This is a genomic window from Demequina sediminicola, from assembly GCF_000975055.1.
Lineage (GTDB): Bacteria > Actinomycetota > Actinomycetes > Actinomycetales > Demequinaceae > Demequina > Demequina sediminicola.
The window spans coordinates 55,991-81,569 of sequence record NZ_BBRB01000006.1; the positions used below are offsets into that span (position 1 = coordinate 55,991).

23 protein-coding genes are annotated in these 25,579 nt (G+C 62.8%); 16 read left to right on the plus strand and 7 right to left on the minus strand.

Annotated features, from left to right (window positions below; all coding sequences use genetic code 11):
• Complete coding sequence (locus AOP79_RS10970; protein WP_236683412.1) at nucleotides 1-2,682, plus strand: phosphoenolpyruvate carboxylase; 2,682 nt, start codon at nucleotides 1-3, stop codon at nucleotides 2,680-2,682.
• Between the two features lie 87 nt (nucleotides 2,683-2,769).
• On the opposite strand, the gene AOP79_RS10975 is transcribed toward AOP79_RS10970, so the two are convergent.
• On the minus strand, nucleotides 2,770-3,189 hold the full coding sequence (locus AOP79_RS10975) for a GNAT family N-acetyltransferase (RefSeq protein ID WP_062073542.1): 420 nt from the start codon (nucleotides 3,187-3,189) through the stop codon (nucleotides 2,770-2,772).
• 4 nt (nucleotides 3,190-3,193) lie between these two features.
• The gene (locus tag AOP79_RS10980; RefSeq protein WP_062073544.1) at nucleotides 3,194-5,635 is read right to left on the minus strand and encodes a DNA gyrase/topoisomerase IV subunit A; all 2,442 of its coding nucleotides are present in this window, start codon (nucleotides 5,633-5,635) and stop codon (nucleotides 3,194-3,196) included.
• A 124-nt stretch (nucleotides 5,636-5,759) separates the two neighbouring features.
• Here AOP79_RS10980 and AOP79_RS10985 point away from each other — a divergent pair, with 124 nt between their 5' ends.
• Nucleotides 5,760-6,326, plus strand: a complete 567-nt coding sequence (locus AOP79_RS10985; RefSeq protein WP_062073545.1) for a DUF5998 family protein — start codon at nucleotides 5,760-5,762, stop codon at nucleotides 6,324-6,326.
• Entirely contained in the window at nucleotides 6,323-7,492 is a 1,170-nt protein-coding gene (locus tag AOP79_RS10990) for an alkaline phosphatase family protein (RefSeq protein ID WP_236683414.1), read from the plus strand. Before AOP79_RS10985 ends, AOP79_RS10990 begins: the two co-directional genes overlap by 4 nt.
• Nucleotides 7,493-7,503: 11 nt before the next feature.
• Here the strand turns inward: AOP79_RS10990 and sepH are convergent, their stop codons facing one another.
• Complete coding sequence (gene sepH, locus AOP79_RS10995) at nucleotides 7,504-8,541, minus strand: septation protein SepH (RefSeq protein ID WP_062073549.1); 1,038 nt, start codon at nucleotides 8,539-8,541, stop codon at nucleotides 7,504-7,506.
• A gap of 81 nt (nucleotides 8,542-8,622) precedes the next feature.
• On the opposite strand from sepH, the gene AOP79_RS11000 reads away from it, so the two are divergent.
• From AOP79_RS11000 to AOP79_RS11025, 6 genes are all read left to right on the plus strand, one after another.
• A complete protein-coding gene (locus AOP79_RS11000) occupies nucleotides 8,623-9,447 on the plus strand; it encodes an inositol monophosphatase family protein (RefSeq protein WP_062073550.1) in 825 nt (274 codons plus the stop codon).
• Nucleotides 9,448-9,558: 111 nt separating this feature from the next.
• The gene (locus tag AOP79_RS11005) at nucleotides 9,559-9,858 is read left to right on the plus strand and encodes a DUF4193 domain-containing protein (protein ID WP_062073552.1); all 300 of its coding nucleotides are present in this window, start codon (nucleotides 9,559-9,561) and stop codon (nucleotides 9,856-9,858) included.
• Between the two features lie 13 nt (nucleotides 9,859-9,871).
• Entirely contained in the window at nucleotides 9,872-10,318 is a 447-nt protein-coding gene (dut, locus tag AOP79_RS11010; RefSeq protein ID WP_062073554.1) for a dUTP diphosphatase, read from the plus strand.
• Nucleotides 10,315-10,935 (plus strand): DUF3710 domain-containing protein, encoded by a 621-nt coding sequence (locus tag AOP79_RS11015; protein WP_062073556.1) that lies wholly within the window; start codon nucleotides 10,315-10,317, stop codon nucleotides 10,933-10,935. Before dut ends, AOP79_RS11015 begins: the two co-directional genes overlap by 4 nt.
• Entirely contained in the window at nucleotides 10,936-11,211 is a 276-nt protein-coding gene (locus AOP79_RS11020; protein ID WP_062073558.1) for an OB-fold nucleic acid binding domain-containing protein, read from the plus strand.
• On the plus strand, nucleotides 11,208-11,975 hold the full coding sequence (locus AOP79_RS11025; RefSeq protein ID WP_062073560.1) for a DUF3159 domain-containing protein: 768 nt from the start codon (nucleotides 11,208-11,210) through the stop codon (nucleotides 11,973-11,975). The genes AOP79_RS11020 and AOP79_RS11025 overlap by 4 nt, the downstream gene beginning before the upstream one ends.
• On the opposite strand, the gene AOP79_RS11030 is transcribed toward AOP79_RS11025, so the two are convergent.
• Together AOP79_RS11030 and AOP79_RS11035 are read right to left on the minus strand one after the other, a co-directional pair.
• On the minus strand, nucleotides 11,893-12,579 hold the full coding sequence (locus AOP79_RS11030; RefSeq protein ID WP_062073561.1) for a potassium channel family protein: 687 nt from the start codon (nucleotides 12,577-12,579) through the stop codon (nucleotides 11,893-11,895). The two genes, AOP79_RS11025 and AOP79_RS11030, sit on opposite strands and share 83 nt — an antisense overlap.
• Nucleotides 12,576-13,241, minus strand: coding sequence for a potassium channel family protein (locus AOP79_RS11035; protein ID WP_062073563.1), 666 nt, complete (start codon nucleotides 13,239-13,241; stop codon nucleotides 12,576-12,578). Before AOP79_RS11035 ends, AOP79_RS11030 begins: the two co-directional genes overlap by 4 nt.
• A gap of 113 nt (nucleotides 13,242-13,354) precedes the next feature.
• Here AOP79_RS11035 and AOP79_RS11040 point away from each other — a divergent pair, with 113 nt between their 5' ends.
• The 5 genes from AOP79_RS11040 (at nucleotide 13,355) to dxs (ending at nucleotide 21,106) form a co-directional block, all read left to right on the plus strand.
• Entirely contained in the window at nucleotides 13,355-14,740 is a 1,386-nt protein-coding gene (locus AOP79_RS11040; protein WP_152648105.1) for an APC family permease, read from the plus strand.
• Complete coding sequence (locus AOP79_RS11045) at nucleotides 14,698-15,177, plus strand: hypothetical protein (protein ID WP_152648106.1); 480 nt, start codon at nucleotides 14,698-14,700, stop codon at nucleotides 15,175-15,177. Before AOP79_RS11040 ends, AOP79_RS11045 begins: the two co-directional genes overlap by 43 nt.
• On the plus strand, nucleotides 15,174-16,376 hold the full coding sequence (locus AOP79_RS11050) for a class I SAM-dependent RNA methyltransferase (protein WP_062073569.1): 1,203 nt from the start codon (nucleotides 15,174-15,176) through the stop codon (nucleotides 16,374-16,376). Before AOP79_RS11045 ends, AOP79_RS11050 begins: the two co-directional genes overlap by 4 nt.
• Nucleotides 16,377-16,441: 65 nt before the next feature.
• Nucleotides 16,442-19,120 (plus strand): aconitate hydratase AcnA, encoded by a 2,679-nt coding sequence (gene acnA / locus AOP79_RS11055; RefSeq protein WP_062073571.1) that lies wholly within the window; start codon nucleotides 16,442-16,444, stop codon nucleotides 19,118-19,120.
• A gap of 117 nt (nucleotides 19,121-19,237) precedes the next feature.
• Nucleotides 19,238-21,106 carry a 1-deoxy-D-xylulose-5-phosphate synthase gene (gene dxs / locus AOP79_RS11060; RefSeq protein WP_062073573.1) on the plus strand — a complete coding sequence of 623 codons (1,869 nt, stop codon included), beginning with the start codon at nucleotides 19,238-19,240 and terminating at the stop codon, nucleotides 21,104-21,106.
• Here dxs and AOP79_RS11065 read toward each other — a convergent pair.
• Entirely contained in the window at nucleotides 21,103-22,389 is a 1,287-nt protein-coding gene (locus AOP79_RS11065; protein ID WP_082093584.1) for an HRDC domain-containing protein, read from the minus strand. The genes dxs and AOP79_RS11065 overlap by 4 nt on opposite strands.
• Nucleotides 22,386-22,946, minus strand: a complete 561-nt coding sequence (locus AOP79_RS11070) for a DUF3000 domain-containing protein (protein ID WP_082093591.1) — start codon at nucleotides 22,944-22,946, stop codon at nucleotides 22,386-22,388. The genes AOP79_RS11065 and AOP79_RS11070 overlap by 4 nt, the downstream gene beginning before the upstream one ends.
• A gap of 110 nt (nucleotides 22,947-23,056) precedes the next feature.
• Between AOP79_RS11070 and gnd the strand changes: the two genes are divergently transcribed.
• Both gnd and zapE read left to right on the plus strand, forming a co-directional pair.
• Entirely contained in the window at nucleotides 23,057-24,493 is a 1,437-nt protein-coding gene (gnd, locus tag AOP79_RS11075; protein ID WP_062073578.1) for an NADP-dependent phosphogluconate dehydrogenase, read from the plus strand.
• Nucleotides 24,494-24,584: 91 nt separating this feature from the next.
• Nucleotides 24,585-25,574, plus strand: coding sequence for a cell division protein ZapE (gene zapE, locus AOP79_RS11080; RefSeq protein WP_062073624.1), 990 nt, complete (start codon nucleotides 24,585-24,587; stop codon nucleotides 25,572-25,574).
• The last annotated feature ends 5 nt before the right edge of the window (nucleotides 25,575-25,579 follow it).

Genomic DNA, 25,579 nt, shown 5'->3' on the forward strand with positions numbered 1-25,579 from the left:
GTGACTAACGAAGAGAACCTCAGCTCCCCGGCCGAGCGATCCCTCGCACGACACGATGTCCCGGACCTTCTTCGGGACGATGTCCGCCACCTTGGCGGCCTTCTGGGTCGTGTCCTCGAGGAGTCCGGCGGTCCCGAACTCTTGGCTGATGTCGAGCGTGTCCGCGAGCTTACGATTCGCGCACACGATCTCGCCGGCGCCGAGGGTACTCGTGCTCTTCAAGAAGCAGAGGCCGTTGTCGAAGGCCTCACTCTTGAACGTGCGGAAGAGATCGCCCGTGCCTTCACCTGCTACTTCCACCTCGCGAATCTCGCGGAGGAACACCACCGTGTGCGCGTCCTGCGGGACCGCCAGGCTTCGGCGATGACAGAGGATGACTCCCTGTCTGAGGCCTTCGCCCAACTCGAGTCCGAACTGGGACGCGAAGAGGCCCTCCGTCGCGTCCAGGCGCTAGAGTTCCGGCCGGTGCTGACCGCGCACCCCACGGAGGCCCGCCGCCGTGCCGTGTCTGGAACCATCCGGCGGATCTCGGACCTGCTCGAACAGCGAGACAACGATCACACCGGTGGAACGACCGGCGCGGAGAATGACCGCGCCCTGCTGGCAGAGATCGACACTCTGTGGCGGACATCGCTGATTCGCGCCCACAAGCCCACGGTCCTGGACGAAGTCCAATCCGCGCTGGCTGTCGTCGAATCAACCATGTTCGAGACCTTCCCCCGGGTGTATCGCCGACTCGACGACTTCCTGTTGGGAGACGACGCTGGTCGTGTTGAGCCACTGGCGCGCCCGTTCGTGTCCTTGGGCTCGTGGATCGGCGGAGACCGGGACGGAAACCCGAACGTCACGGCAGATGTCACCCGTGCAGCGGCGGCTCTCGCTGCCGAGCATGCGTTGACCCAGTTGGGTCGAGCTGCCACTGTGGCGGCCAAAACTCTCACGTTGCACGAGCAGTCGACCCCTGCGTCGGCTGCTCTGCTGCAGCTGCGTCAGCGTCAAGGGCAGCTTGACGCTGACCTGAGCAACGAGGCCGAGACCGAATCGCCAGGCGAGCCGCACCGCGCAGCGCTGCTCTTCGTTGCGGCGCGTGTCGGAGCGACTCAGGCCCGCAACGCAGACTTGCAATATGCGGAGCCTGAAGAGCTCGAAGCGGACCTCAAGGTCATCCAGGAGTCTTTGGTCGACTCAGGTGCCTCGAGGGCTGCATACGGCGCCTTGCAGCAGTTGCTGTGGCAGGTCCGTACCTTTGGCTTCCACCTTGCGGAGTTGGAAGTGCGTCAGCACTCCCAGGTGCACGCGGCGGCCTTGGCTGACATCGAAGCGCACGGCATCCACGGCGAACTCGAGGACAGTACGCGCGAGGTGCTGGACACGTATCGGGCTATCGGCGCGATTCAGCAGCGCTACGGCGTCCGCGCGGCCCGCCGCTACATCGTCTCGTTCACCCAGGCCCCAGAGCACCTCGCAGCGGTGTACACGCTCGCCGAGTACGCCTTCGGCGACGGAGACGCACCTATCATCGACGCGGTACCGCTCTTCGAAACCTTCGATGACCTTGAGAACTCCGTCGACATTCTCGAGGCCATGATGACCAACCCGGTCGTGCAGCGCCGCCTCGAAGAAAACGGTCGCCGTATTGAGGTCATGCTGGGGTACTCGGACTCGTCCAAGGACGTCGGTCCCGTGGCTGCCACGTTGGCGTTGCACTCCGCTCAGGCGCGTATCGCCCAGTGGGCTGAGCGCCATGGCATCGCCCTGACGCTCTTCCACGGCCGTGGAGGCGCTCTGGGCCGTGGTGGCGGTCCTGCTAACCGCGCGGTGCTTGCACAGCCTGCAGGGTCCGTTGACGGGCGTTTCAAGCTCACTGAGCAGGGCGAGGTCATCCTTGCTCGCTATGGCGAGCCCACAATCGCTGAGCGACACATTGAGGAAGTCGCAGCGGCCACGCTGCTGCAGTCTGCTCCGTCGGTGGAGAAGCACAACACGGAGGCCACCGAACGGTTCGCGTCCTTGGCAGCACGACTGGATGCCACATCGCGTGCACGGTTCCACGAACTTGTGCAGGCGGAAGGCTTCCCCCAGTGGTTTGCCCAGGTGACACCGCTGGAAGAGCTTGGTCTACTGCCGATCGGTTCACGCCCCGCGAAGCGCGGTCTCTCGGTCAACTCGCTTGATGACCTGCGTGCCATCCCGTGGGTGTTCTCGTGGAGCCAGGCTCGCATCAACCTTGCTGGTTGGTACGGGCTTGGAACGGCTCTCGCTGAATGCGGCGATGTCGAACTACTGCGCCAGGCGTACGCCGAGTGGCCGCTGTTCTCCACCCTGCTGGACAACATCGAGATGTCGCTGGCAAAGACGGATGAACTCCTCGCCAGCCGCTATCTTGCCCTCGGTGACCGTGATGACCTCGCGGAATTGGTCCTTGAAGAGATGCGCCTGACTCGCGAGTGGGTCTTGAAGGTCACCGGGAGTGAGTACCCGTTGGCACAGCGTCGGGTGTTGGGCCGAGCCGTGCAGTTGCGTGCCCCGTACGTTGACGCCCTGTCCCTGATTCAGGTGCGCGTGCTCTCGGTCCTTCGCCGTGAGGGGCAGGACATCGACCCCGAGGAGCAGGCCGCGCTGCGCAAGGTGTTGCTTCTGACCGTCAACGGGGTGTCGGCCGGACTGCAGAACACCGGTTGATCGACGTGTGACCCTGTGAGACCCGTTGAGGTCCTTCGCGAGGGGCTGGCTGCTCGAGTGCTGAGTGGTTAGCCCCTCGCGGCGTCTCTAGCCGAGTGGTGTGCCAGGTGGAAGTTCCCACGCGCGGGTATTGCGTTCGTACCCTATCCGGGGGTAATACTCGGACGCGGCGGGTGCTGCCGATAGCTTGAGCTTGCAACGAGGCCCGAGGTGCCCGACAAGTTCTTTCTGCAGGCGCAGGCCAAGACCTTGGCGCTGCAGCGATGCGTCAACCGCCAAGTCCGCGAGATAGCAATGCAGATGGAAATCGGTGATGGCGCGAGCTGCTCCGACGAGTACGCCGTGAGGTGTGCGGCCGGTGATGATCAGTGACGAGTGGTCGAGAGCGGCCTCAATGAGCGCGGGGTCGTCGACGGGGCGCCTGCGCGCGAGTGTCGAGCGCTCGAGCAGGTCGATGTACTCGTCCACCGGGACAGCGGCAGCACGCGCGACGACGACCTCGGTCATTCTTCTAGCCGATGCCCATCACCGGGGTCGACAGTGCGCTACCTGACCCGTCGCGTCGGCCGAACTCTTCCGGCAACGCGACTTCTTGGCCCGCGCCGGAAACTGCACGGGGTGGTGCGACCCCCACCCACGCCATCGATAGTGCATCTTCACCGCGCAAGAAGCGATGCGCCCGGACCCCGCCCGTTGCCCGGCCCTTTGAGGGGTACTCGCTGAACGGTGTGACCTTGGCTGAGCCCGGCACAGTGCCGGGGAGGGCCGATGACGAGCCTGCAATGGTCACGACGAGCGAGTTCTCTGGATCGTCGACGACACCGAAATACACGGCGGACACGCCGTCGGGCATCTTGATGCCCGCGACGCCGCCGCCGGTTCGGCCCTGTGGCCGTGCGGACTTCTCATTGGCCTCGAAGTGCAGGAGCGCGGCTTGATCGGTGATGAAGACGAGCTCCGTCCCGTCGGGCGCGGGCGCGGCTCCAATGACGGCATCGCCGTCTTTGAGTGAGATGACTTCCCACGAGTCTTTGTTGGGTGCTGGCTCTGGCTTCACGCGCTTGACGACGCCTTGTGCCGTCCCGAGAGCGAGCGGGGTCTGTGAATCGAGTGGGACGATGCCAAGAGGGTGTTCGTCGCGCTCAAGGGTGACCAACTCCGCGAGCGGTGAACCTCCTCCGAGAGAAGGGGGTTCGCTCGTGGACGCGAGGGTCGGGATATCGAGGACGGACAAGCGGACGATGCGTCCCGCTGATGTCACGACGCCGATGTCTGCGCGCGCAGATGTGCTGATCGCCGAGCGGAGCGCATCGTGGGAACTGCGCCGGCCCTCCCGTACAGGAGGTTCGCTGTCGGCTGTACGTGCGACGAGCCCCGTCGTGGACAGCATCGCGTAGCAGGGGGAGTCCTCAATCTCCAAAGGTGCAGCCGTAGATTTGCCTTTGGAACCGGGGATGGTCGCGGCGGACGTCACGGCACCGGCATCGGCGAGCAGAATCGTGCGCCGAGGAGTGCCATACTCTGCCGCGACCGCATCCATTTCAGAAGCGACGACGGCGTGTAGTGCGGCGGCAGAACCGAGGATCTCCTCCAACTCAGCGATCTCTGCCAGCAACTTGGCCTTTTCGGTCTCAAGCTCGACGCGAGAGAACTTCGTCAGGCGTCGCAGTCGTAGTTCGAGAATGTACTCGGCTTGAATCTCGGACAGGTCAAAGGCAGTGCGGAGCCGGTCGCGTGCCTCCGTCGAGTCCTCGGAGGAGCGAATGATGTGAATGACATCGTCAATATCCAGGATCGCGATGAGGAGTCCATCAACCAGGTGCAGGCGGTCCTTGCGCGCGGTGAGGCGGTACTGGCTCCGGCGGCGAGTCACATCGACGCGGTGGTCGACCCACACGCGCAACATCTCTTTCAAACCTAGAGTGAGTGGCTGCCCATTGACGAGCGCCACATTGTTCATGGAGAAGTTTTCTTCGAGGGGAGTGACCTTGTAGAGGCGTTCTAGTACTGCCTCGGCGTTGAACCCATTCTTGACCTCGATGACGAGCCGCAAACCGTGGTGGCGGTCAGTCAGATCGGTGACCGCAGTCACACCTTGAAGTTTCTTCGCGGAGACTGCGTCTTTTATCTTCTCGATGACGCGTTCGGGGCCAACCAAGTAGGGGAGTTCGGTCACGACGATGCCTTGGCGGCGCGGGGTGACTTTTTCGATGCGCGTCGTGGCACGGGTGACGAACTTGCCACGCCCTGTGGCGTACGCCTCGCGGACACCGTCGAGTCCAACGATCTTGCCGCCACCGGGGAGGTCTGGGCCGGGAACGAAGCGCATCAACTCTTCTAGTTCGGCTTCAGGGTTGTCGAGGAGGTGGCGTGCAGCGGAGATGACCTCGATGAGGTTGTGGGGAGCCATGTTGGTAGCCATGCCCACAGCAATGCCTGAGGCGCCGTTGACAAGGAGATTCGGGAATGCGGCAGGCAACACCTCGGGCTGGCGAAGCTTGTTGTCGTAGTTGGGCACAGTGTCGACCACGTCTTCGGACAAATCCGCGACCATGGCCATCGATGCCGTTGCCAATCGTGCCTCGGTGTAACGCGAAGCAGCTGGCCCGTCATCGAGGGAACCAAAGTTTCCGTGGCCATCAACGAGCGGCAGACGCAGCGAGAACGACTGGGCCATACGCACCAACGCGTCATAGATCGCCGAGTCTCCGTGCGGATGGTACTTACCCATCACTTCACCGACAACGCGTGATGACTTCACATGCGCGCGCTCAGGACGCAGCCCCATGTCCGTCATCGAATAGACGATGCGGCGCTGGACTGGCTTAAGTCCGTCCCGGGCGTCGGGCAGAGCGCGGGAGTAGATCACGGAGTACGCGTACTCCAGGAACGACGTCTCCATTTCGGAGGCGACGTCGATATCGATGATCTGTCCGTCGGGCGCGTCGGCCATGTGACTCCTCAGCAAGGTCTGTAGACAAGATGACTGTGGGTATTCTGCCTTGTTCACGGCCCGCGGCACCTCATGCCACGCGGCGTAGGTGGAGACGGTCGCCGTGAAGTGGAACAATACCCGCATGTCAGACACGCTCGATCAGGCCGTAGCCGTCGCAGGATACTACCCGGCGCTAGCCAACAGTGTCGTGCGCCGCGCGTTGGCGGACGAACCAGTGGTGGCGCACTTTGTGCACGCCGAAACCACTTTCGATGAGCGCGAGGTTCGTCGTCACATGACGGTCTTGGTCCTCACGGAGACCAGGTTGCTGCGCATGCACATCGACGACGGCGCAGGTCACGCAGCGGGCGGTACCCATGAGGCATCAGCGACTGTCGAGACCGCCTTGCTGAAGTCCGTGACCAACATCGCCATGACCCATGTCGTGCATCACCCCGAGAACTTCGCTGAGGGTGATGCTCCCCACGAACTCGCACTTGCTGTGGGGTGGGGGATTCACTCTCGGATCGAACTGGAGCCAGCGACGTGCGGCGATCCCAACTGTGAAGGCGACCACGGCTATTCGGGAGGCATTACAGGCGACGACACCCTGGTACGCGTGAGCGCGATTGCTGACGGGGCAGACACAGTCCGTGCACTCGAGGACTTCGCGGCACAGGTGCAGCGCGCTGTCGGCCGCTGGTCGTGACGTTCACCGAGCGGCTCGCCGCGGCCGGTCTTGTCCTTCCTGACTATGGAGGGCGAGAGCTTGGTGCGGTGCTTCCTGCAGCGCTGTCTGCCGTGGGCGCAAGCGAAGCCGTGACATCGCGGGACGCAACTGCGGATCAGCGCCGTCTAGGGGTTCCGGACGCCTCCCATGTGGTCGTGGTGTTGCTCGATGGACTGGGGCATCATCTCCTCAAGTCTCGGCGCGGCCACGCCCCATTTCTGAGGTCCATCGACCAAGGCTTCATTTCCACGGGCTACCCGTCGACTACCGCATCGGCTCTTGCGCTCTTGGGGACGGGCCAGCCATCGGGACGCACCGGGATGCTCGGGTATACGGTTCGGAACCCACGCACCGGAACGCTCGCAAATCTTGTGTCGTGGGAGGGCGCCTTTGAGCCAAGGCAATGGCAGCCGATGCCGGGGTTGCTTCACGAAGCAGCTTCAGCCGGGGTCTCCGTCACCACATTGGGCAAACGGCGCTTTGCTGGCTCAGGTCTCACCCAAGCCGCATTGAGTGGTGGCACATTTGTGGGCGGCGAGACGCTCTCCGAGCGGATCGACGGAGCCCTAGTCGCAGCGCGACGTCCGGGGGTCTCCTACTGCTATTGGGGCGAGATCGATGCGGCTGGCCACAAGCATGGTTGGCAAAGCAATGAGTGGGTCGCTGCGCTGGAGGACGCAGATCGCGAACTCGCGATGCTCGCGAGGGGCCTTCCGCGCAAGGCCACCATGGTGGTGACTGCAGATCACGGCATGGTAGACGTGACCGGTGCTCCGCGCTGGGACGCTGGAACGGACCCCGTCCTGCTTGAGGATGTGGAACTCACTGCGGGGGAGCCACGCGCTTTGCACCTTCATGTCAGCCGCGACGCCGACCCCACGGCTGTCGCCGCCCGGTGGCAGGAACATCTTGGTGGCCATGCAGCAGTGGCGACGCGTGAGGAAGCTGCGAGTGCCGGCCTCTTTGGCCACATCGATGAGGCCATCGCAGACCGCGTGGGGGATGTGGTGGTGGCAATGGCTGAACGGTCTACTGTCGTTGACTCGCGCACACAGTCACCCGCATCGATGGCCCTTGTGGGAGTGCACGGGTCCCTCACACGGATGGAGCGCGACGTGCCCTTGCTGATCGCTAGTGGGTCCTAGCGCTCGGGTTCTTACTCGTTCTTGGCTCCAAAAACGATCTCGTCCCAACTGGGCACGGAACTGCGGCCCCGCCGAGGCTTCTTGGGCTCTGGCTCTGAGGGCTCCGGTGATGCTTGGGTGGCCTCGGCCTCAGGAGCGCTGGGAGCAGAGGCTCCGCGGTGGGAGCCTGCAGGGTGGCGAGGGTTGGGTGAAGGTGCCGTGAATCCGACATCGGCCTGGCGCTGACGCTTGACCGCCGGGCCAAAGCCCTCGAAACCGCCGTCTTCGTCGTCTTCCTCGACAACATCCTCAGGTTCAACCACATCGCGAGTCCCGCGTCGTGTCTGTAGGTCGTCTAACAGCAACTCCGTTTGAGTGGGCTCGGCAACACGGGGTACCGCACCTGTTGCAGGAGTCGCAGGGCGTACCGCTTCGAGTGGCGCCTCGGCAACCTGACGTTCCTTGACAGCGCTGAGGTGGCGCTTGGGGATTGGTACATCAAGCAGTTCCGTCTCGGTCAGCCAACGCGACTCGTCATCCTGAGCGGACAGCGTGTGTGCGTGGTGATCGTACGTCCACTCGGCGCGCACCGTTCGCCCATCGACGGTGAAGTCGACGGCAACGGTCCAGGGCGATTCAGGCTGGCGCCAGGCATCCCACCTGACCGATTCTGGCGCGACTCCACGGCCTGCGAGGCGGTCCATGACGAGGTCGCCAAGGATGGGGGAATCAGCGTCACGGCCGATCTTTGTGGACTGAGCCTGCTGGCCAATGTAGAACCGCTCGGCAAGGACAGGCGCTTCATAGCGGGTGAAGAGGTCGATGGACTGGCCGGTGAGCTCCGCTAGCTCCGCCGCGTTAAGGCCACCACGGATCCGCTGCTGGATCTCGCGAGGCGTGAGGGTAGCGTCCGCGGGCTCATCTGAATCTGAGGGACGGCGTGGGCGCACGGTTGCCGCTGCACGCCGAAGATCGTCGGTGAGTTCGAGTTCAAACTCGGTACCGGACTCATCGGCGACGATCAGGTGCTCGCCATCGTCAGCCGGCCGCACAAGGGATAGTCGCTTCATGGCTTCAGGTTGCCACGCCAATAGCAGATATGTGGGCACGCCACGCGGCCGTGTCGTACTGGGCTCGGGCAGTATGGACTCATGTCTACTCCTGACGACCTGTTGCCGATCGCTCAGACCGTGGCGCGAGAGGCAGGGGAGTTCATCATCAGCATGCGCGACAAGGCCGAAGTCACCGCGACCAAGTCCTCCGAGGTGGACATCGTCACTCAGGTGGATGTCGCCTCGGAGCGCTTGATCCGACAGCGATTGAGTGAGTTGCGTCCTGATGACGGCGTCGTGGGAGAGGAAGGTGAGTCCTCGTCGGGCACGTCAGGCATCACGTGGATCATCGACCCGATTGACGGCACTGTGAACTATCTCTACGGCATCGATCAGTTTGCCGTGTCCGTTGCGGCCGTCAGCGGTGTTCCTGCTTCCTCGTCATGGCAATTGGAGGCGGGCGCAGTGTACGACGGATCGTCGACGTTGTGGTCCGCAGCGCGTGGTCGGGGAGCGCGAAGGAACGATGCCGTTCTCAAGGTAGGAGTTCGGCCTGCGCTCTCTGGGGCTCTGGTCGCCACGGGATTCCAATACGAATCTCATCGCCGCGCAGTGCAGGGCGCGATCGTCGCTGAACTCTTACCGCAGGTTCGTGACATCAGGCGTTTTGGGTCAGCGGCAGTCGATCTGTGTTTCTCGGCAGCGGGCGTGATTGATGCGTACTACGAGCAGGGACTGCACGCCTGGGACTTCGCCGCTGGAGCCCTGATCGCGCAGGAAGCAGGCATGATGGTGGCCGGATACGACGGAGAGCGCGCCGATGAGAGGCTTGTGATCGCTGCCCATCCGGAGCGATGGGACGAGCTTCACACGGCTTTGCGACGTGCCGGAATGGCACCCACCTGGGAACTCGCCACGCCGTAGAGTCGCGCCGCGCAGATTTTTGGGGCAGAATGCGTGCGCTCGAGGGAACAAAAATGGCTTCCCCGACATTGTGTAGACGCAGGGTAGACGCGTGAAGGGAACAACCGCCTGATGGCAACTGATTACGACGCACCTCGAAAGACCGACGATGAGATCTCAGCTGACTCCATTGAGGAGCTGAAGGCACGCCGCAATGACAAGACCTCGGGCGTGGTCGACGAGGACGAGACTGAAGCTGCTGAGGGCTTCGAGTTGCCTGGAGCTGACCTCTCGGGCGAGGAACTCTCGGTGCGTGTGCTGCCTGCTCAGCAGGACGAGTTCACATGCATGTCTTGCTTCCTCGTGCACCACCGCAGCCAGCTCGCAGAGTTCAAGGGCGATCAGCCCATTTGCTCTGAGTGCGCTTCTTAAGCCCCAGTAGTTCATGAGCGGCGTCGAGATCCTTGTTGAAACGACGAGTCCTGACGTCCCCATGCCCGCATATGCCCATCCAGGTGATGCGGGCGCAGATCTGACGACCCGCGTGGACGTGGAACTTGCTCCGGGCCAGCGCTCGACCGTACCGACGGGTGTCAAGATCGCGTTGCCCGACGGCTACGTCGCTTTGGTCCACCCACGCTCTGGACTTGCGGCGAAGCACGGTGTGACTGTCGTGAATGCTCCAGGAACGGTCGATGCGGGCTACCGTGGAGAGATTCGCGTGACGCTGCTGAACACCGATGCGACTGAGACGGTTCGGCTGAGTGTGGGAGACCGCATCGCACAATTGGTGATCCAGCAAGTCGAACGGGCAGCATTCGTGAGCGTTGAGAGCCTTCCGGACTCTGTCCGCGGTGATGGTGGATTTGGGTCGACAGGATTGGGAGCATGAGCGACGAGGCACAGAACTCGGCCGCGCAGAACGCGGACGGACTCGATACTTTGGGTGTCGCTGACGGCCCATGGGACTGGCCATCAGTTCCGGGCGACCGCGATTTTGTCTCGTATGGCGCACTGCGGCTTCCCGCCGTGGCGAACATGCGCGTCACCGGTGAGATCGACCCTAAAACCAAGCAGTGCGGAGCGGTCAGCATTCGTGTCGCGGATTGCCAGGTTCAACTCCAGGTGATCGCCGCCCCACGAGGAACTAGCCAGTGGACGGAAGTGCGTCAGGCGATCTCGAAGCGACTTCGCACTGCCGGTGCGATCGAGGCGCAAGAGGGGCACTTTGGCCCGGAACTCTCGGCTCGCATGAGGAGCCGCACAAAGAGCGGCGAGTCTATCGAGATCCCCATGCGGTTTTTGGGTGTTGACGGGCCGCGTTGGCTCCTCAAGGCCGTCGTGATGGGACCGTCCGTTGACTCGTCCGAGACCCGTGCCCGCGTAGCTGCCCTCTTGAGCAACTGTGCCGTCGATCGAGGCGAAGAACCGATGATCGGCGGAACGGTGCTTGTGCTTGATGCGCCCGGATTCACTCCCGGCGATGACGAGATCGATCAGGGCGCCTAAGTGCCAGTTCCCGCAGACGTGACACGTGTTGAGGCATTGAAGCCTCGTACGGAAGCAACGGTGCGTGGGCGCATCGTTGCCCTGCGGGTGGAGCCGCGAGATGCAGCGCCGCAACTCACTGCTCGTGTCGACGACGGCACTGGGCGTGCGGACATGATCTTCATGGGCCGCAGAGACATTCCTGGAATCGAACCCGGTGCCGTGGTGACCTTTGCCGGACGCGTGAGTGCGGCGGAAGACATGCCGCGCATCTACAACCCCAAGTTCACGCTATGAGCGACGAGCGTGACGTGCGGCCTGAGCCCCCTGAGGACGATGTGAGCGCGCCGGACGCCGGCGACGCTGAGCAGCATGAAGCTCCTCTCGAGGCTGCAGCCGATGCGGCGCGAGAGGGACGTTGGGGCAAACTCGCGGACGCTGAGGAGTTCTCCTTCACCGAGGCCGTGGGAGGGTGGCGCGGCTTTGTGGAGTCCGTCGCGCCCGGGTTTGTCTTTGTCCTGGTGTTCTTGACGGTGGGCGGCATGCAAGTGCCGGTGATCGCCGCAGTGGCCACGATGGTGATCCTGGTGGTGATTCGGCTTGCGCAACGCTCGTCGATTCAGCAGGCACTGTCAGGCTCCATCGGGGTGGCAATTGGAGCAATCTGGGCGTGGCGCACCGGCGAGGCTCGTGACTTCTATGTCTTCGGGCTGTGGATCAACATTGTCTACGGACTCGGCACTCTGCTCTCTATGGCGGTCCGCTGGCCACTTGTCGGCATCGTCATGGGTCTGTTCCAGGGCGACTGGAAAGGCTGGCGGACCGACCCGGTACGTGTGCGGATCTATCAGCGCGCCACCGCCATTCTCGTCGTGATGTACGCGTTGCGCCTCGTGGTGCAAGTCCCGCTGTACCTGGCTGATCAGACCGCGGCTTTGGGGACAGCCCGACTTGCGATGGGTGTGCCCTTGTTTGCGCTTACTCTGTGGGTGGTGTGGCTGATGGTGCGGAACGCAGGACCGCGTCAAGCGCCTGAGGATCAGCCTCAGCAGACACAATAAACAGCAGCTCGTCGTGCGCTTCTAGGGTGTCGGCAGGGCTTGGCGCAATGGTCCTATCGGAGCGCACAATGCACGACAGGACCGTCTCAGCAGGCCACGGAATCTGCCGCACAGTAGACCCAACGACGGGGGAGTCTGGCGGCAATGTCACCTCGATGATGGACGCACCTGACTGGTGGAAGGTGAACACCGTGACCAAATCGCCGACGGCCACGGCCTCTTCCACCATCGCGGTCATGATGCGAGGGGTCGAGACTGCGACGTCCACACCCCACTGCGCGTCGTACATCCACTCATTGCGCGGGTTATTGACGCGCGCGACAGTACGGGGAACGCCATATTCGGTCTTGGCCAGGAACGAGACGACGAGGTTGGCCTTGTCGTCACCTGTGGCAGCAACAACCACATCCATTGTCTGGGTCTCGGCGTCTTGCAGCGCGCTCATCTCGCAGGCATCGGCCAGCATCCAATCCGCTTCCGCGACTTGGGCCACGCGCATCGCGGCAGGATTGTTGTCCATGAGTAGCACTTCGTGACCATGGGACAACAAGTCGCGCGCGATTGAGCGACCCACCGAACCTGCACCTGCGATGAGGACCTTCATTTTTCCACTCCTGGAGCCTTGGAGACCACACGTTCGGCAGTATTAGCAGATTCCTCGGGCACCACAAAGTGTGCCTCGTCGTCTGACTGAATGACGGTGCTGGGGTCTGGCAGGAGTGCTTTGCCGAAGCGGACAAGGTAAGCGATGCGCGTGCCCGACGCGGCTTCGATCTCCGTCACCTTCCGACCCACCCAGGCGCGACTCAGGGCGAGTCGGCGTACTGAGACGCCCGCATTGGAATCGGCGAATGTCTCTTCCTTGCCTCCAGGCAGGAGTCTCGACACAATTTGGGCGCTGGTCCACGGAACCGGTGCAACAGTGGGAATTCCCAGCCTGCGGTAGACCTCGGCGCGCCCAGAGTCGGAGATACGTGCAATGACGTTCTCAACGCCGTAGGTCTCGCGGACAACCCGCGCGGCGAGGATGTTGGAGTTGTCTCCGGACGAGACGGCAGCGAACCCATACGCATCTTCCACACCAGCAGAGATCAGCGTGTCGCGGTCGAATCCGATGCCAGTGATCTTCTGGCCTTGAAACTCGGAGGGCAGGCGCCGGAAGGCATCTCCGGCCCTGTCAATGATGGCAACGGAGTGCCCTCTGGACTCAAATTCGCTGGCGAGAGCGGCTCCAGTACGGCCGCAACCCATGATGACAATGTGCACGATCCCCCACGTTATACCCCTGGCGCTTAGGATGGTGCGACGTGCGAGGACTTCTGCAGCGACTCAGGCGGTTGGTATTTGGCCAACCCATTGCGACCGACGCCGTCGTGCCCGTGACTTTGCGTACTCGACTGGCACTGCCAGTCTTTGGCGCCGGCATTCTTTCGGCGGTGCTGTACGCCCCCGATGCGGTGGTTGACGCGCTGCGTCGGGGCAGTCAGCAAGGTGCGATTCCCTTTATGGCAGTGGGTGTGGTGCTCATCATGCTGTTGCTGGGATTCGCATATCGCTCCAATGTGCATGCGCGCCCGGACAGTCTGGGTGACTACGGGTTGGTGCGGGATGTGCTCGGTCGCAAGTCCGGGGTCGTGACGGGTGCGTCAGTCCTCGTCGACTATTTGTTTACCGTCGCGGTGTCCGTGGCAGCACTCACACAGCTCGTCGCGTTCCTCATCCCGCAACTTCAGGTATGGGACGTACCGCTGTCCGTGGGCATCGTCGGCATTGTCACTGTCGTCGCACTCCGAGTGATTCGTGAACGCGCACGGATCATCCTTGGTGTCTGGTTTGGCTTCCTCCTGGTGGTCGCGATCATGTTTGTCGTGGGTGTCACCAGCCACGGCGCCGACACCACATCACCCATTGCCGCGAATGCGCCTCAAACGTGGTCGATCTGGTTCTCGTATGCCGGAGCGATCGCTTCGGGTGCTGTGATGGTGACAGGAATTGAGCACCTTGCGGCCTCGGCTCCGAATCACGCTAAGCCACGTGGTATCCGGGCCGGACGCACCCTCATCATCGCGGTGACCGCCTCAGCAATGGCTTTCTTCCTTGTCGCGATCCTGGCGTGGATGTACCGCATTACGGGGTGGTCGAAGGGGCCGATCCTGCTGCAGGTGGCACAGGACGTGTTTAACAACGCCTTGGTCGTGTGGATCATTGCCGGAATTGCCGCCGCACTGCTGTATGCCGCCGTTGCCGCGGTGTTCCGCCGCTTCTCCAACCTCACAGCATTCTTGGCGCGTGATGCCTACCTCCCGCGTCAATTGACGATGCGCAACGACCGTGCAGTGCTCCGTGGCGGGGTGCTGCTCGTCGCCACGGCATCGGCCATTGTGGTGGCGCTGGCGGGTGCCGAAGTCGCGACGTTGATTCACCTCTACGTGATCGGCGTGTTCACGTCGATCGTGCTGAGTCAGATCGCGATGGTGCGGTGGGTCAACGGCAAGCTCCAACTCGCAACCGAGCGCAAGGCGCGACTGGGTCTCCATGGTCGTCGAGTGCTCCACGTTGCTGCGGCCGTCGTGGCAGCAGCTGTGTGGATCGTCGTCCTCGTCTTTAACTTCCTTAACGGTGCCTGGATCGCGGTGGCGTTGATTGCCTCGTGGTGCTCATGCACGCCGTCAACCGGCACTATGCCGCGGTACGGGCCGACGTGCGGCTTCACAAGCACGACATGGAAGTCGCGCTGCCGAGCTCGACGCGCGGCGTGGTGCTGATTGCACAGCTGCACCGCCCAGCGCTGCGTGCACTCGCGTATGCCAAGGCAGCAAGGCACTCGACCCTCGAAGCTGTGGGTGTGCAGATCGAACGCGAACCTGCTGCGAAGCTCCAGCAAGACTGGGGACGGATCGACTCTGGTGTTCCGTTGGTTCTTCTGGATTCGCCGTACCGTGATCTTGTGGGCCCTGTCATGGAGTACGTGACGACAATCCATCGATCGAATCCACGCGAAGTCGTGGTGGTCTACGTTCCCGAATACATTGTCGGCCGTTGGTGGGAGCGTTTCCTGCATAACCGGTCAACGACCAAACTGCGTCAGCAACTCCTGGGGCTCAAGGGTGTGGTCGTGGCAGCAGTGCCGTGGCACCTGGAATCCGCGCGCGAAGATGCCGTAACCGAAGAAGTACCTGAACCCCATGAGGAGCTCCCATGAGTGAAGACCTAATCGAAGTCACCGTCGGAGCACCCGCACACGGTGGCCACTGCGTTGCGCGCGTGGACGGACGGGTCATCTTCGTTCGTCACGCCCTCCCCGGTGAGGTCGTCAAGATCCGCCTCACTGAGTCCGAGCCTGACGCACGTCTGTGGAGGGCCGATGCTGTAGAGGTCATTGAGGCATCGTCAGACCGTGTGGATTCGACTTGGCCAGAAGCCGGGCCTGGCGGGGTTGGCGGCGGTGAGTTGGCGCATGTGTCGTTGTCCGGTCAGCGCGCCTGGAAGCGAGCCGTGCTTCAGGAGTCGTTCGAGCGCTTTGCAGGCCAGGATTTCCCCGGTGAGGTCCATGCTGCGCCTGGTGACGATGAACGTGGGGGACTGCGGTATCGCACTCGCGTCAGCGCGACCGCGAACGCTTCCGGCAATGCCGCGATGCGCGGGCATCGGTCCAAAGAGGCAATTGCTCTCAGCTCGATGCCGCTTGCCACCGAACAGATCGAGGAAGAACTCCTGACTCATCGCTGGCCAGCGGGTAGCCGCATCACCATCGCCCAGGGTTCGGACGGCACTGTACGCACGACAGTCGGCGACGTCCCTTGGTCGAACGGCAAGCCTGACCGTCGCAAGAACGCCGCCACGACGGTGCGACAGCACGTGGAGTGGAACGGCCACACGTTTGACTATCGAGTGAACGCCGGTGGGTTCTGGCAAGTACACCGGGAAGCGCCGAACGTGCTGGTGAGCGAAGTGATGAGCCGCATTCGTGACGCCGAGACGGTGGCGGACCTCTACGGCGGGGCAGGGCTGTTTGCTCTGCCTCTCGGCGCCGCAGGCAAAAACGTGACGTCAATCGAATCGGACGGTGCCTCGAGCCGTGCCGCGCGCCGTAACTGCCACGAATACCCCAGCGTGACAGTGCTGCCAGGTGACGTGCGCCGTCACCTCACCCAAGGCATCGGCTCTCGCGACGCGATCGTCCTCGACCCGCCGCGTAGCGGTGCAGGGGCAAAGACTCTTCAGGCGATGGCGGAGCATTCACCGGCCACCGTCGTCTACGTCGCTTGCGACCCCGTGGCACTGGCTCGCGACAGCAAGACTATGGCTGAAATGGGCTACGCGCTCACGGACGCCACTGCATACGACCTGTTTCCCATGACGCATCACGTGGAAACAGTCGCGACCTTTGTGCGACGGTAAAGCCGTCTCAAGAACACGTCAAGGCCGGTAGACTGTACGCCGGTCAACACCAACGGAGGATGTGCATGAGCGAGAACACCCTGGGAGCCAAGGCCACACTGGATGTGGACGGCAAGGCTTACGAGATCTACCGCCTCGGTGCGGTACCCGGCTTGGAAAAGCTGCCTTACTCGTTGAAGGTGCTTGCTGAAGCACTGTTGCGTACCGAAGACGGCGCAAACATTACTGCCGACCACGTGCAGGCACTTGCCTCGTGGGACCCCAAGGCGGATCCCAACACGGAGATCCAGTTCACCCCAGCCCGCGTTGTCATGCAGGACTTCACGGGCGTGCCCTGTGTCGTCGACCTCGCCACCATGCGTGAAGCAGTGGTGGACCTCGGCGGCGACCCCGCTGTGATCAACCCGCTGGCACCTGCGGAAATGGTCATCGACCACTCGGTGGTCATCGACGTGTTCGGCCGCAAGGATGCGCTCGAACTCAACACTGACCTTGAGTACCAGCGCAACCGTGAGCGCTACCAGTTCCTGCGTTGGGGCCAGACGGCATTCGACAACTTCAAGGTTGTCCCTCCGGGCACCGGAATCGTTCACCAGGTCAACCTCGAATACCTGGCTCGTGGCGTGATGACGCGTGACGTTGACGGCGTCGAGCAGGCATACCCCGACTCCTGTGTGGGTACCGACTCGCACACCACCATGATCAACGGTCTGGGCGTCCTGGGCTGGGGCGTGGGCGGCATCGAGGCAGAGGCAGCGATGTTGGGCCAGCCGGTATCCATGCTGATCCCCAAGGTCGTCGGTTTCAAGCTCACTGGCGCGATTCCGTCCGGTGCCACCGCAACTGACGTCGTGCTCACGATCACGCAGATGCTGCGTCAGCACGGTGTCGTCGGAAAGTTCGTCGAGTTTTACGGCGACGGAGTGGGCGCTGTGCCGCTCGCCAACCGTGCCACGATCGGCAACATGTCGCCCGAGTTCGGTTCGACTGCCGCGATGTTCCCGATTGACGACGTCACCATCGACTACCTGAAGCTCACCGGTCGCAGTCCAGAGCAGGTCGCACTCGTCGAGGCGTACTGCAAGGAACAGGGCATGTGGCACGACCCCTCCGCAGAGGGCTACGTGGAGCCAGCATTCTCGGAGTACATCGAACTCGACCTATCGACTGTGGTGCCGTCCATCGCTGGACCCAAGCGTCCCCAGGACCGTATCGAGCTCACCGCGTCCAAGAACCAGTTCGCGAAGGACGTCAAGAACTACAAGGGTTCCAAGGACGGCGCAGGGTCCTACGTCGATGAGGCCGGCCAGGAGGTGCCACTGAAGGACGGCGACGTGGTGATTGCCTCGATCACCTCGTGTACCAACACCTCGAACCCGTCGGTCATGCTGGCAGCCGCGCTCTTGGCGCGTAACGCCAATGCCCGTGGCCTCCAGGTGAAGCCCTGGGTCAAGACCTCGATGGCGCCTGGCTCCAAGGTCGTCACCGACTACTACGAGAAGGCTGACCTCTGGGGAGACCTGGAAGCATTGGGCTACCACCTGGTCGGCTACGGCTGCACCACGTGCATCGGTAACTCTGGCCCGCTACCCGAGGCCGTGTCGGGTGCCGTCAACGAGCACGACCTCGCTGTGGTGTCCGTGCTCTCGGGTAACCGTAACTTTGAGGGTCGCATCAACCCCGACGTCAAGATGAACTACTTGGCGTCGCCACCGCTCGTCATTGCATATGCCCTTGCCGGCACGATGCACCACGACTTCGAGTCCGACCCGCTGGGTCAGGATTCTGAAGGCAACGACGTTTATCTGCGCGACATCTGGCCAGACCCCACCGAGGTCGAGGAGATTGTCCAGTCGTCCATCACGGAAGAAATGTTCGCCAAGGACTACGCGGATGTTTTCGCAGGCGACGAGCGCTGGCGCGGACTGCCCACTCCGGACGGTAAGACGTTCGACTGGGACGGCGAATCCACCTATGTGCGCAAGCCTCCGTACTTCGAGGGCATGGGTGCCACGCCCGAGCCCGTCAAGGACATCACCGGCGCGCGCGTGCTGGCTCTCCTGGGCGACTCAGTCACGACTGACCACATTTCGCCTGCAGGTGCTATCAAGGCTGACTCGCCGGCCGGCAAGTACCTCGAGGAGCACGGCATCGCACGCCGTGACTACAACTCGTATGGCTCGCGTCGTGGAAACCACGAGGTCATGATTCGCGGCACGTTCGCGAACATTCGCCTCAAGAACCTCCTTCTTGATGGAGTTGAGGGTGGATTCACCTACAACTTCATCAAGGACGCCCAGGACACCATCTACGACGCCGCACAGGACTATGCAGCCGCTGACACGCCGCTCGTGGTGCTCGCCGGTAAGGAATACGGCTCCGGCTCCTCGCGCGACTGGGCGGCGAAGGGCACCAGCCTGCTGGGTGTGCGCGCGGTCATCACGGAGAGCTTCGAGCGTATTCACCGCTCCAACCTCATCGGTATGGGTGTGTTGCCGCTGCAGTTCCCCGAGGGCCAGTCGGCTGCGTCGCTTGGTCTGGACGGCACGGAGTCCTTCGACATCGTCGGGGTCGCGGCCTTCAGCGACGGTGACCACCCGCAGACCCTGCCGGTGAAGGCAACCAAGGCGGACGGTGCAGTCGTGGAGTTCGACGCGGTCGTACGCATCGACACGCCAGGCGAAGCAGATTACTTCCGCAACGGCGGCATCCTGCAGTATGTGTTGCGTTCTTTGGTGGCCTAACCCACACACTGACACACGGCTGGGGCGTCGCGACAACACATGTCGGGGCGCCCCTTGCCGCATCCGTTGCGTTACGCCCCGTAAAGTGGGGGACTACATCAGTCACAGGAGGACCGAGTGCTCGAGCGTATTGATTCGCCTAAGGATCTCAACGACCTGAGCGTTGACGAACTTGCGGAACTTGCCGGAGAGATTCGAGAGTTCCTTGTCGAGTCGGTATCCGCAACGGGCGGACACCTCGGACCTAACCTCGGAGTTGTCGAGTTAACGCTGGGCCTCCACCGCGTCTTCGATTCCCCGCGCGACACCCTCGTGTTCGACACAGGCCACCAGTCGTACGTACACAAACTTCTGACGGGCCGCAAAGACTTCTCGAACTTGCGCACCCGGGACGGCCTCGCGGGCTACCCGCAGCGCGGCGAGTCCGAACATGATGTCGTGGAGAACTCGCATGCATCGACGTCGCTGTCATGGGCCGCGGGCATCGCACAGGGGTACCGACTTCAGGGCGAACATGACAGGTCTGCTGTCGCTGTCATTGGTGACGGAGCCCTCACCGGGGGCATGGCGTGGGAGGCGTTGAACTCCATCTCAGCGTCGCAAGACCGTGTGGTGATCGTCGTGAACGACAACGGACGCTCCTACGCGCCCACCATTGGCGGTCTTGCCAGGCGCCTGGACGGTATCCGTACGGACCCTCGCTACGAACAGTTTCTCGGGTGGGGCAAGCGCACTTTCAAGAACCGTGGTCCGGTGCGCGGATTCGCATACAAGACGGTGATGCACGGCAAGCGTGCAGTCAAGGGACTGATCGCTGAGCCAGGAATGTTTGATGATCTTGGAATCAAGTACGTCGGTCCCGTTGATGGGCACGATCTCCAACAGGTCGAGGACGCACTGACCCACGCTCGCGACTTCAAAGCTCCTGTCATCGTCCACGTCCTGACGGAAAAGGGCCGCGGCTATACACCTGCTGAGGAAGATGTCGCGGACCGATTCCATGCCGTTGGCAAGATTCATCCGGAGACTGGCCTACCCGTCCAAGCGAGCAGGTTTGGCTGGACCAAGGTCTTTGCAGAGGAGATGGTGAAGGCCGGGCGGGAGCGCGACGACCTGGTGGGTATTACGGCAGCCATGCTGGCGCCAGTGGGTCTTCAGCCGTTTGCTGATGAGTTCCCGGATCGTGTCATCGATGTCGGTATCGCAGAACAACACGCGGTGACGTCTGCAGCGGGGCTCGCCTTCACTGGGATACACCCGGTGTTCGCGGTGTATGCGACGTTCCTCAACAGAGCATTCGACCAGGTCTTGCTTGATGCGGCGTTGCATCGCGCTGGTGTCACTTTCATGCTCGACCGTGCGGGCATTACCGGGGACGACGGTCCTAGCCACAACGGCATGTGGGACATGGCACTCTTGCGTCACGTTCCAGGCCTGCAGATCGCTGCGCCTCGCGATGCCAGCACCATGCGTGCGGCCTTCCGTGAGGCCATTGCCGTGGAAGATGGGCCCACGGTAGTGCGTTACCCGAAGGGTCCTGTGGGCGACGACCTCCCTGCCGTGCGGAGCGTCGGGGCGATGGACGTTCTCGCGGAACACGGAGATGTGGCGCGTGTGGCGGTGTTGGGCCTCGGCCCGATGGCGGCCACTGCGGTGGATGCCGCAGAGAAGATCGCCGCTGATGGGCTCGGCGTCATTGCGGCCACAGCAACGTGGGTGAACCCCACACCCGACGGTCTCACTGAACTTGTGGCCGATTGCGACTGGGTTGTGACCATCGAAGATGGGCTCACCGATGCAGGCCTGGGTCAACAGTGGGCCGATGCCGCCCGGACGTCAGGGGTGAAGGCGCAGTGGATTCATCGAGGGGTGCCGCGTGAGTTCCTTGCACATGCTTCACGTGCCCAGATTGTCGAGGCTTCAGGCCTTGACGCCACTGCAATCGCAGACGCAGCGCTTGGGGCAATCAACGAGGAAGCGGCTTAGGCGTTCTCTGCATTTCCCTCAGCCGCGGGCGTGGCGGAAGGATCGGTCTCCGCGTGAGCGTCGGCCTTTTCCGCGTCACGGAATGCTTCCGCGAGCTCTGGCGCGGTGAGATTGATCTGCCATGTCCGGGCGGAACGGCTCGCAAGCAGGTCGCGGATCTCTGCCTCGCCTCCGCCGCGGTACTCCCAGCAGCATCGGCGCATCGCGTCCGGTTGAAGGATGTTCTCGGCGGGGATGTCATGACGTTCCACGAGTGCAGCCATGCGTTCCTTGGCAAGGGTGAGACGCGCGTGCGCTTCTGGTCGCTTGTCTTTCCACATGCGGGGCTGAGGAGGCCCGTCACCGCGCGGTCCTCGTTTGGATGGCAACTTCCGTTCGGGCTGAGCCAGCGAGCGTTCAATCACGGGGTACCACCGCGGTGCAGCCTTCTTAGTGCCTCGTGAACGCCACTCAGGGATCGCCATGAGCGCATCGAGCGATGTCGGCTTTGCTTTGGCTGCGGCAACGATGGCTGCATCGCGCAGAACCCGCCCAGGGGAGATATCGCGTCGCTGAGCTTCCTTGTCCCGTGCTTCCCAAAGATCGCGGACGATCCCTAGTCCCCGCTCGTCACGAATGTGATGCGAACCTGAGGTGCGGCGCCAGGGATCAACACGTGGCGCGGCAGGTGGCGCGGTGCGGACCGCTTCGAACTCTTCAAGCGCCCACTCAAGCTTGCCGGCTTCCTCAAGGTGGCCTCGGATCGCGTCGTGGAGCTCGATGAGAATCTCAACGTCGAGCGCGGCGTAGACCAGCCAGTCGTGGGGGAGTGGTCGAGTCGACCAGTCCTGTGCTGAGTGTTCCTTGGCGAGCGCGAGCCCTAACTCACGCTCGACAACGGCAGCGAGTCCAACCTTGGGCCATCCCAGGAGTCGTGCCGCAAGTTCGGTATCGAAGACTGCGGGTGGCGTCAGACCCAAGTCGTACATTCCGGGGAGGTCCTGGCTTGCGGCATGGAAGATCCACGTCGCGTCACCGAAGGCGTCATTGAGCATCGAGAGATCCGGCAGGGCGTCCGTATCGACCAGGGCGATACCTGCGCCTTCACGTTTGAACTGAGCGAGGTAGGTGGCTTGCCCGTAGCGGAACCCGGAGGCCCGTTCAGCATCTGCGGCAATCGGCCCCGTGCCTCGTGCAAACGCGGCTGCCATTTCTTCGAGCGCCTCAACGGTCTCGATGACAGGCGGGACTCCCTCTGCGGGTGTCGTGAGAGCGACGACGGTCTGGTCAACCTCGTCGCTCATGGGCGGCTCCCTGGCAGCATTGTTACTCCTTCTGGTAGCGGCGGGACACCTGCGCACGCCGCCATCAACTCTGTCCATGCTTGGACATGAGGTTCCATATCGGTGTCGAGTGGCGTCCAGGACACGCGGAGTTCCACGACGACGTCTTGTGGACGCTCTGCCAGTTCTCCGTATGACCGATTCAGAACCTTGCTGACAGTACCGCCTAAAGCGCGGTACGCAACTCCGGTCAGAGACTCCTCAAGCCATGACCAGGCGACATCGGACCAGATGTCGTCGCCGCCAACTTCAGCAGAGACGCGCGCCTTGACGAGCGCAACGATGCGGAACTCGCCCTCCCAGGCATCGTGCCCCGAGGGATCATGCAGCAGGACAAAACGGCCCGAGCCTTCGGCATCGGAGGCCGTGACTTCACCGCTGATCGCGACGGCGTAGGGCGCAATTCGGGCCGGTGCTTGAGCCTCTGCGAGAGCAACATCTTGCCTGGTGCGGGCGGTGGAGAGGGAAGCGAGGGCATCACTAAATGCAGGTGGTGCCCCATCGAAGTCCCTGGCCATAATCATGAGGGTATGCCTCGCGGTCAGGAACAGCCGGTACGCCACGCGGCGTAGGCCTACTAGGGTAGGGGGGCGAAAGCTATCCCCGACTCCCATGCGAAGGACTTACCATGGCGCTTGCCCAGATTGGTGTCACAGGACTGGCGGTGATGGGCCGAAACCTCGCCCGTAACTTTGCCCGCAACGGATTCACTGTTGCCGTCCACAACCGCTCGCCGCAGAAGATGCACTCCCTGATTGAGGACCACGGTTCTGAAGGAGAGTTCGTTGGTTGCGAGAGCCTCCAGGACTTCGTGGATGCGCTGGCTACTCCGCGCACCATCGTGGTCATGGTTCAGGCCGGTGGTCCCACCGATGCCGTGATTGACGCTCTGGTGCCGTTGCTCGACAAGGGCGACATCATCGTGGATGCGGGTAACGCCCACTTCCCCGATACCCGCCGCCGTGAAGCTGCGCTTCGCGAGCAGGGAATCCACTTCGTCGGCGCAGGTGTGTCCGGTGGTGAAGAGGGTGCGTTGCTCGGCCCCTCCATCATGCCGGGTGGTCCCGCTGAGTCGTACGAGACTCTGGGACCGATCCTGGAAAAGATTGCCGCGAAGGCTGAAGACGGCACACCGTGCTGCTCGCACGTGGGCCCTGATGGCGCTGGTCACTTCGTCAAGATGGTGCACAACGGTATCGAGTACGCCGACATGCAGCTCATTGGCGAGGCATATGACCTGCTGCGTTCAGGGTTGAACCTGACACCGGCTGAAATCGGTGAGATCTTCGCCGAGTGGAACACGGGCGACTTGGACTCGTTCCTGATCGACGTGACTGCAGAGGTGCTGAAGCAGACCGATGAGAAGACCGGCAAGCCCTTGGTCGATGTGATCGTCGATGAGGCTGGTCAAAAGGGCACCGGTCGCTGGACTGTTCAGTCTGCCCTCGACCTCGGTGCGCCGGTGACTGGCATCGCCGAGGCAACCTTCGCTCGCGCCATCTCTTCCCAGCGCGCCCAGCGCGCTGCTGCACGTGAGGTGCTGGCAAGCAACGCTTCGGAGTTCCACATCAAGGACCGCGCCGGCTTCATCGAGGACGTGCGCCTCGCGCTGTACGCATCCAAGGTTGTGGCCTACGCGCAGGGATTCGATCAGATTCAGGCGGCGTCGGAAGAATACGGTTGGGACATCAACCGCGGCGACATGGCCAAGCTGTGGCGTGAGGGCTGCATCATTCGTGCACGCTTCCTGGACCGCATCACGGAGGCATACGAGCGGGACGCAAGTCTGGCTTCGCTGCTTGTCGACCCGTACTTTGCAGACGCGGTAGGTGGCGGCCTCTCAGCGTGGCGCCGCGTGGTGTCGCAAGCCGCTCTGACTGGTGTGCCTGCTCCGGCATTCAGCTCGTCGCTGTCGTACTACGACGCATTGCGAGCAGAGCGCCTTCCGGCTGCTGTCATTCAGGGCCAACGTGACTTCTTCGGTGCGCACACGTACAAGCGTGTCGACGCTGAGGGCACGTTCCACACGCTGTGGTCAGGAGACCGTTCAGAGGTCGAGGCGTAACACCACTTTTTAGAGCCGATGCTCCGGTCGCCCTGGTGGTGACCGGAGCATCGTGCGTTTGGGGAGCGTGGAAGTCACTAGGGTGGTTGCCATGACCGCCCGCATTGTCGGACGGAGGCCTCATGTCGAGCCCGACGCTCTGATCGCCGCCCTCGTCCCGCCACCCCACTTCGCTTCCGCATCTTTTGAGTCCTACCGGCCGGATCCGGACTTCCCAAGTCAGGCACAGGCCGTAGAGGCCGTGTCGACCTTCGCGGCAGGTGTCACCCGAACGGGCTTGGCTCGCTTTCGCAAGTCAAGTGCCGGTCGCGGCATTTACCTCGATGGCGGGTTCGGGGTGGGGAAGACTCACCTGCTTGCCGCATTGGCCCACCATGTGGGTGCGAAGGCCGCTTTTGGGACGTTTGTTGAGTACACGCAGCTTGTGGGGGCGCTGGGGTTCCAGGGGACACGAAGCGCGCTCCAAGAGTTCGCCGTCGTCTGCATCGACGAGTTTGAGCTTGACGATCCTGGCGACACTGTCATGATGGCACGCCTGATGAGGGAACTTGCCGATGCCGGCGTGGCCCTGGTTGCCACCTCCAATACTTTGCCGGGGTCGCTTGGTGAAGGACGTTTTGCTGCGGGGGACTTCCAACGCGAGATCCAGGCCGTCGCGAGCGTTTTCGACGTTATTACCATTGACGGCCCGGACTACCGTGGTCGTGGCAATGACCCATTCCCGGAGCCAGCGCGCGTCGAGGACGTCATTGCCGCAGGCGAGGTTGATGGCGGTGTGTGCGAGGACTGGTCAGCGCTCATGGAGGATTTGACTCATGTGCACCCGAGCCGCTTTGGGGCCTATGTCGACGGGGTTGCTGTCCTTGGCCTTCGCGCCGTGAAGCCGCTGTCGGACCAAGCGCAGGCGTTGCGACTCGTGAGCCTTGTGGACCGTCTCTACGATCGTGACGTCCGGATTGTGGCCTCCGGGCATTCGTTGAGCACGGTGTTCTCCAAGGAGATGCTGCGGGGCGGCTATCGCAAGAAGTATGCGAGAGCCTTGTCACGGCTTCACTCGATGGTGACGGGGGAGCCGAGCTAACGCGA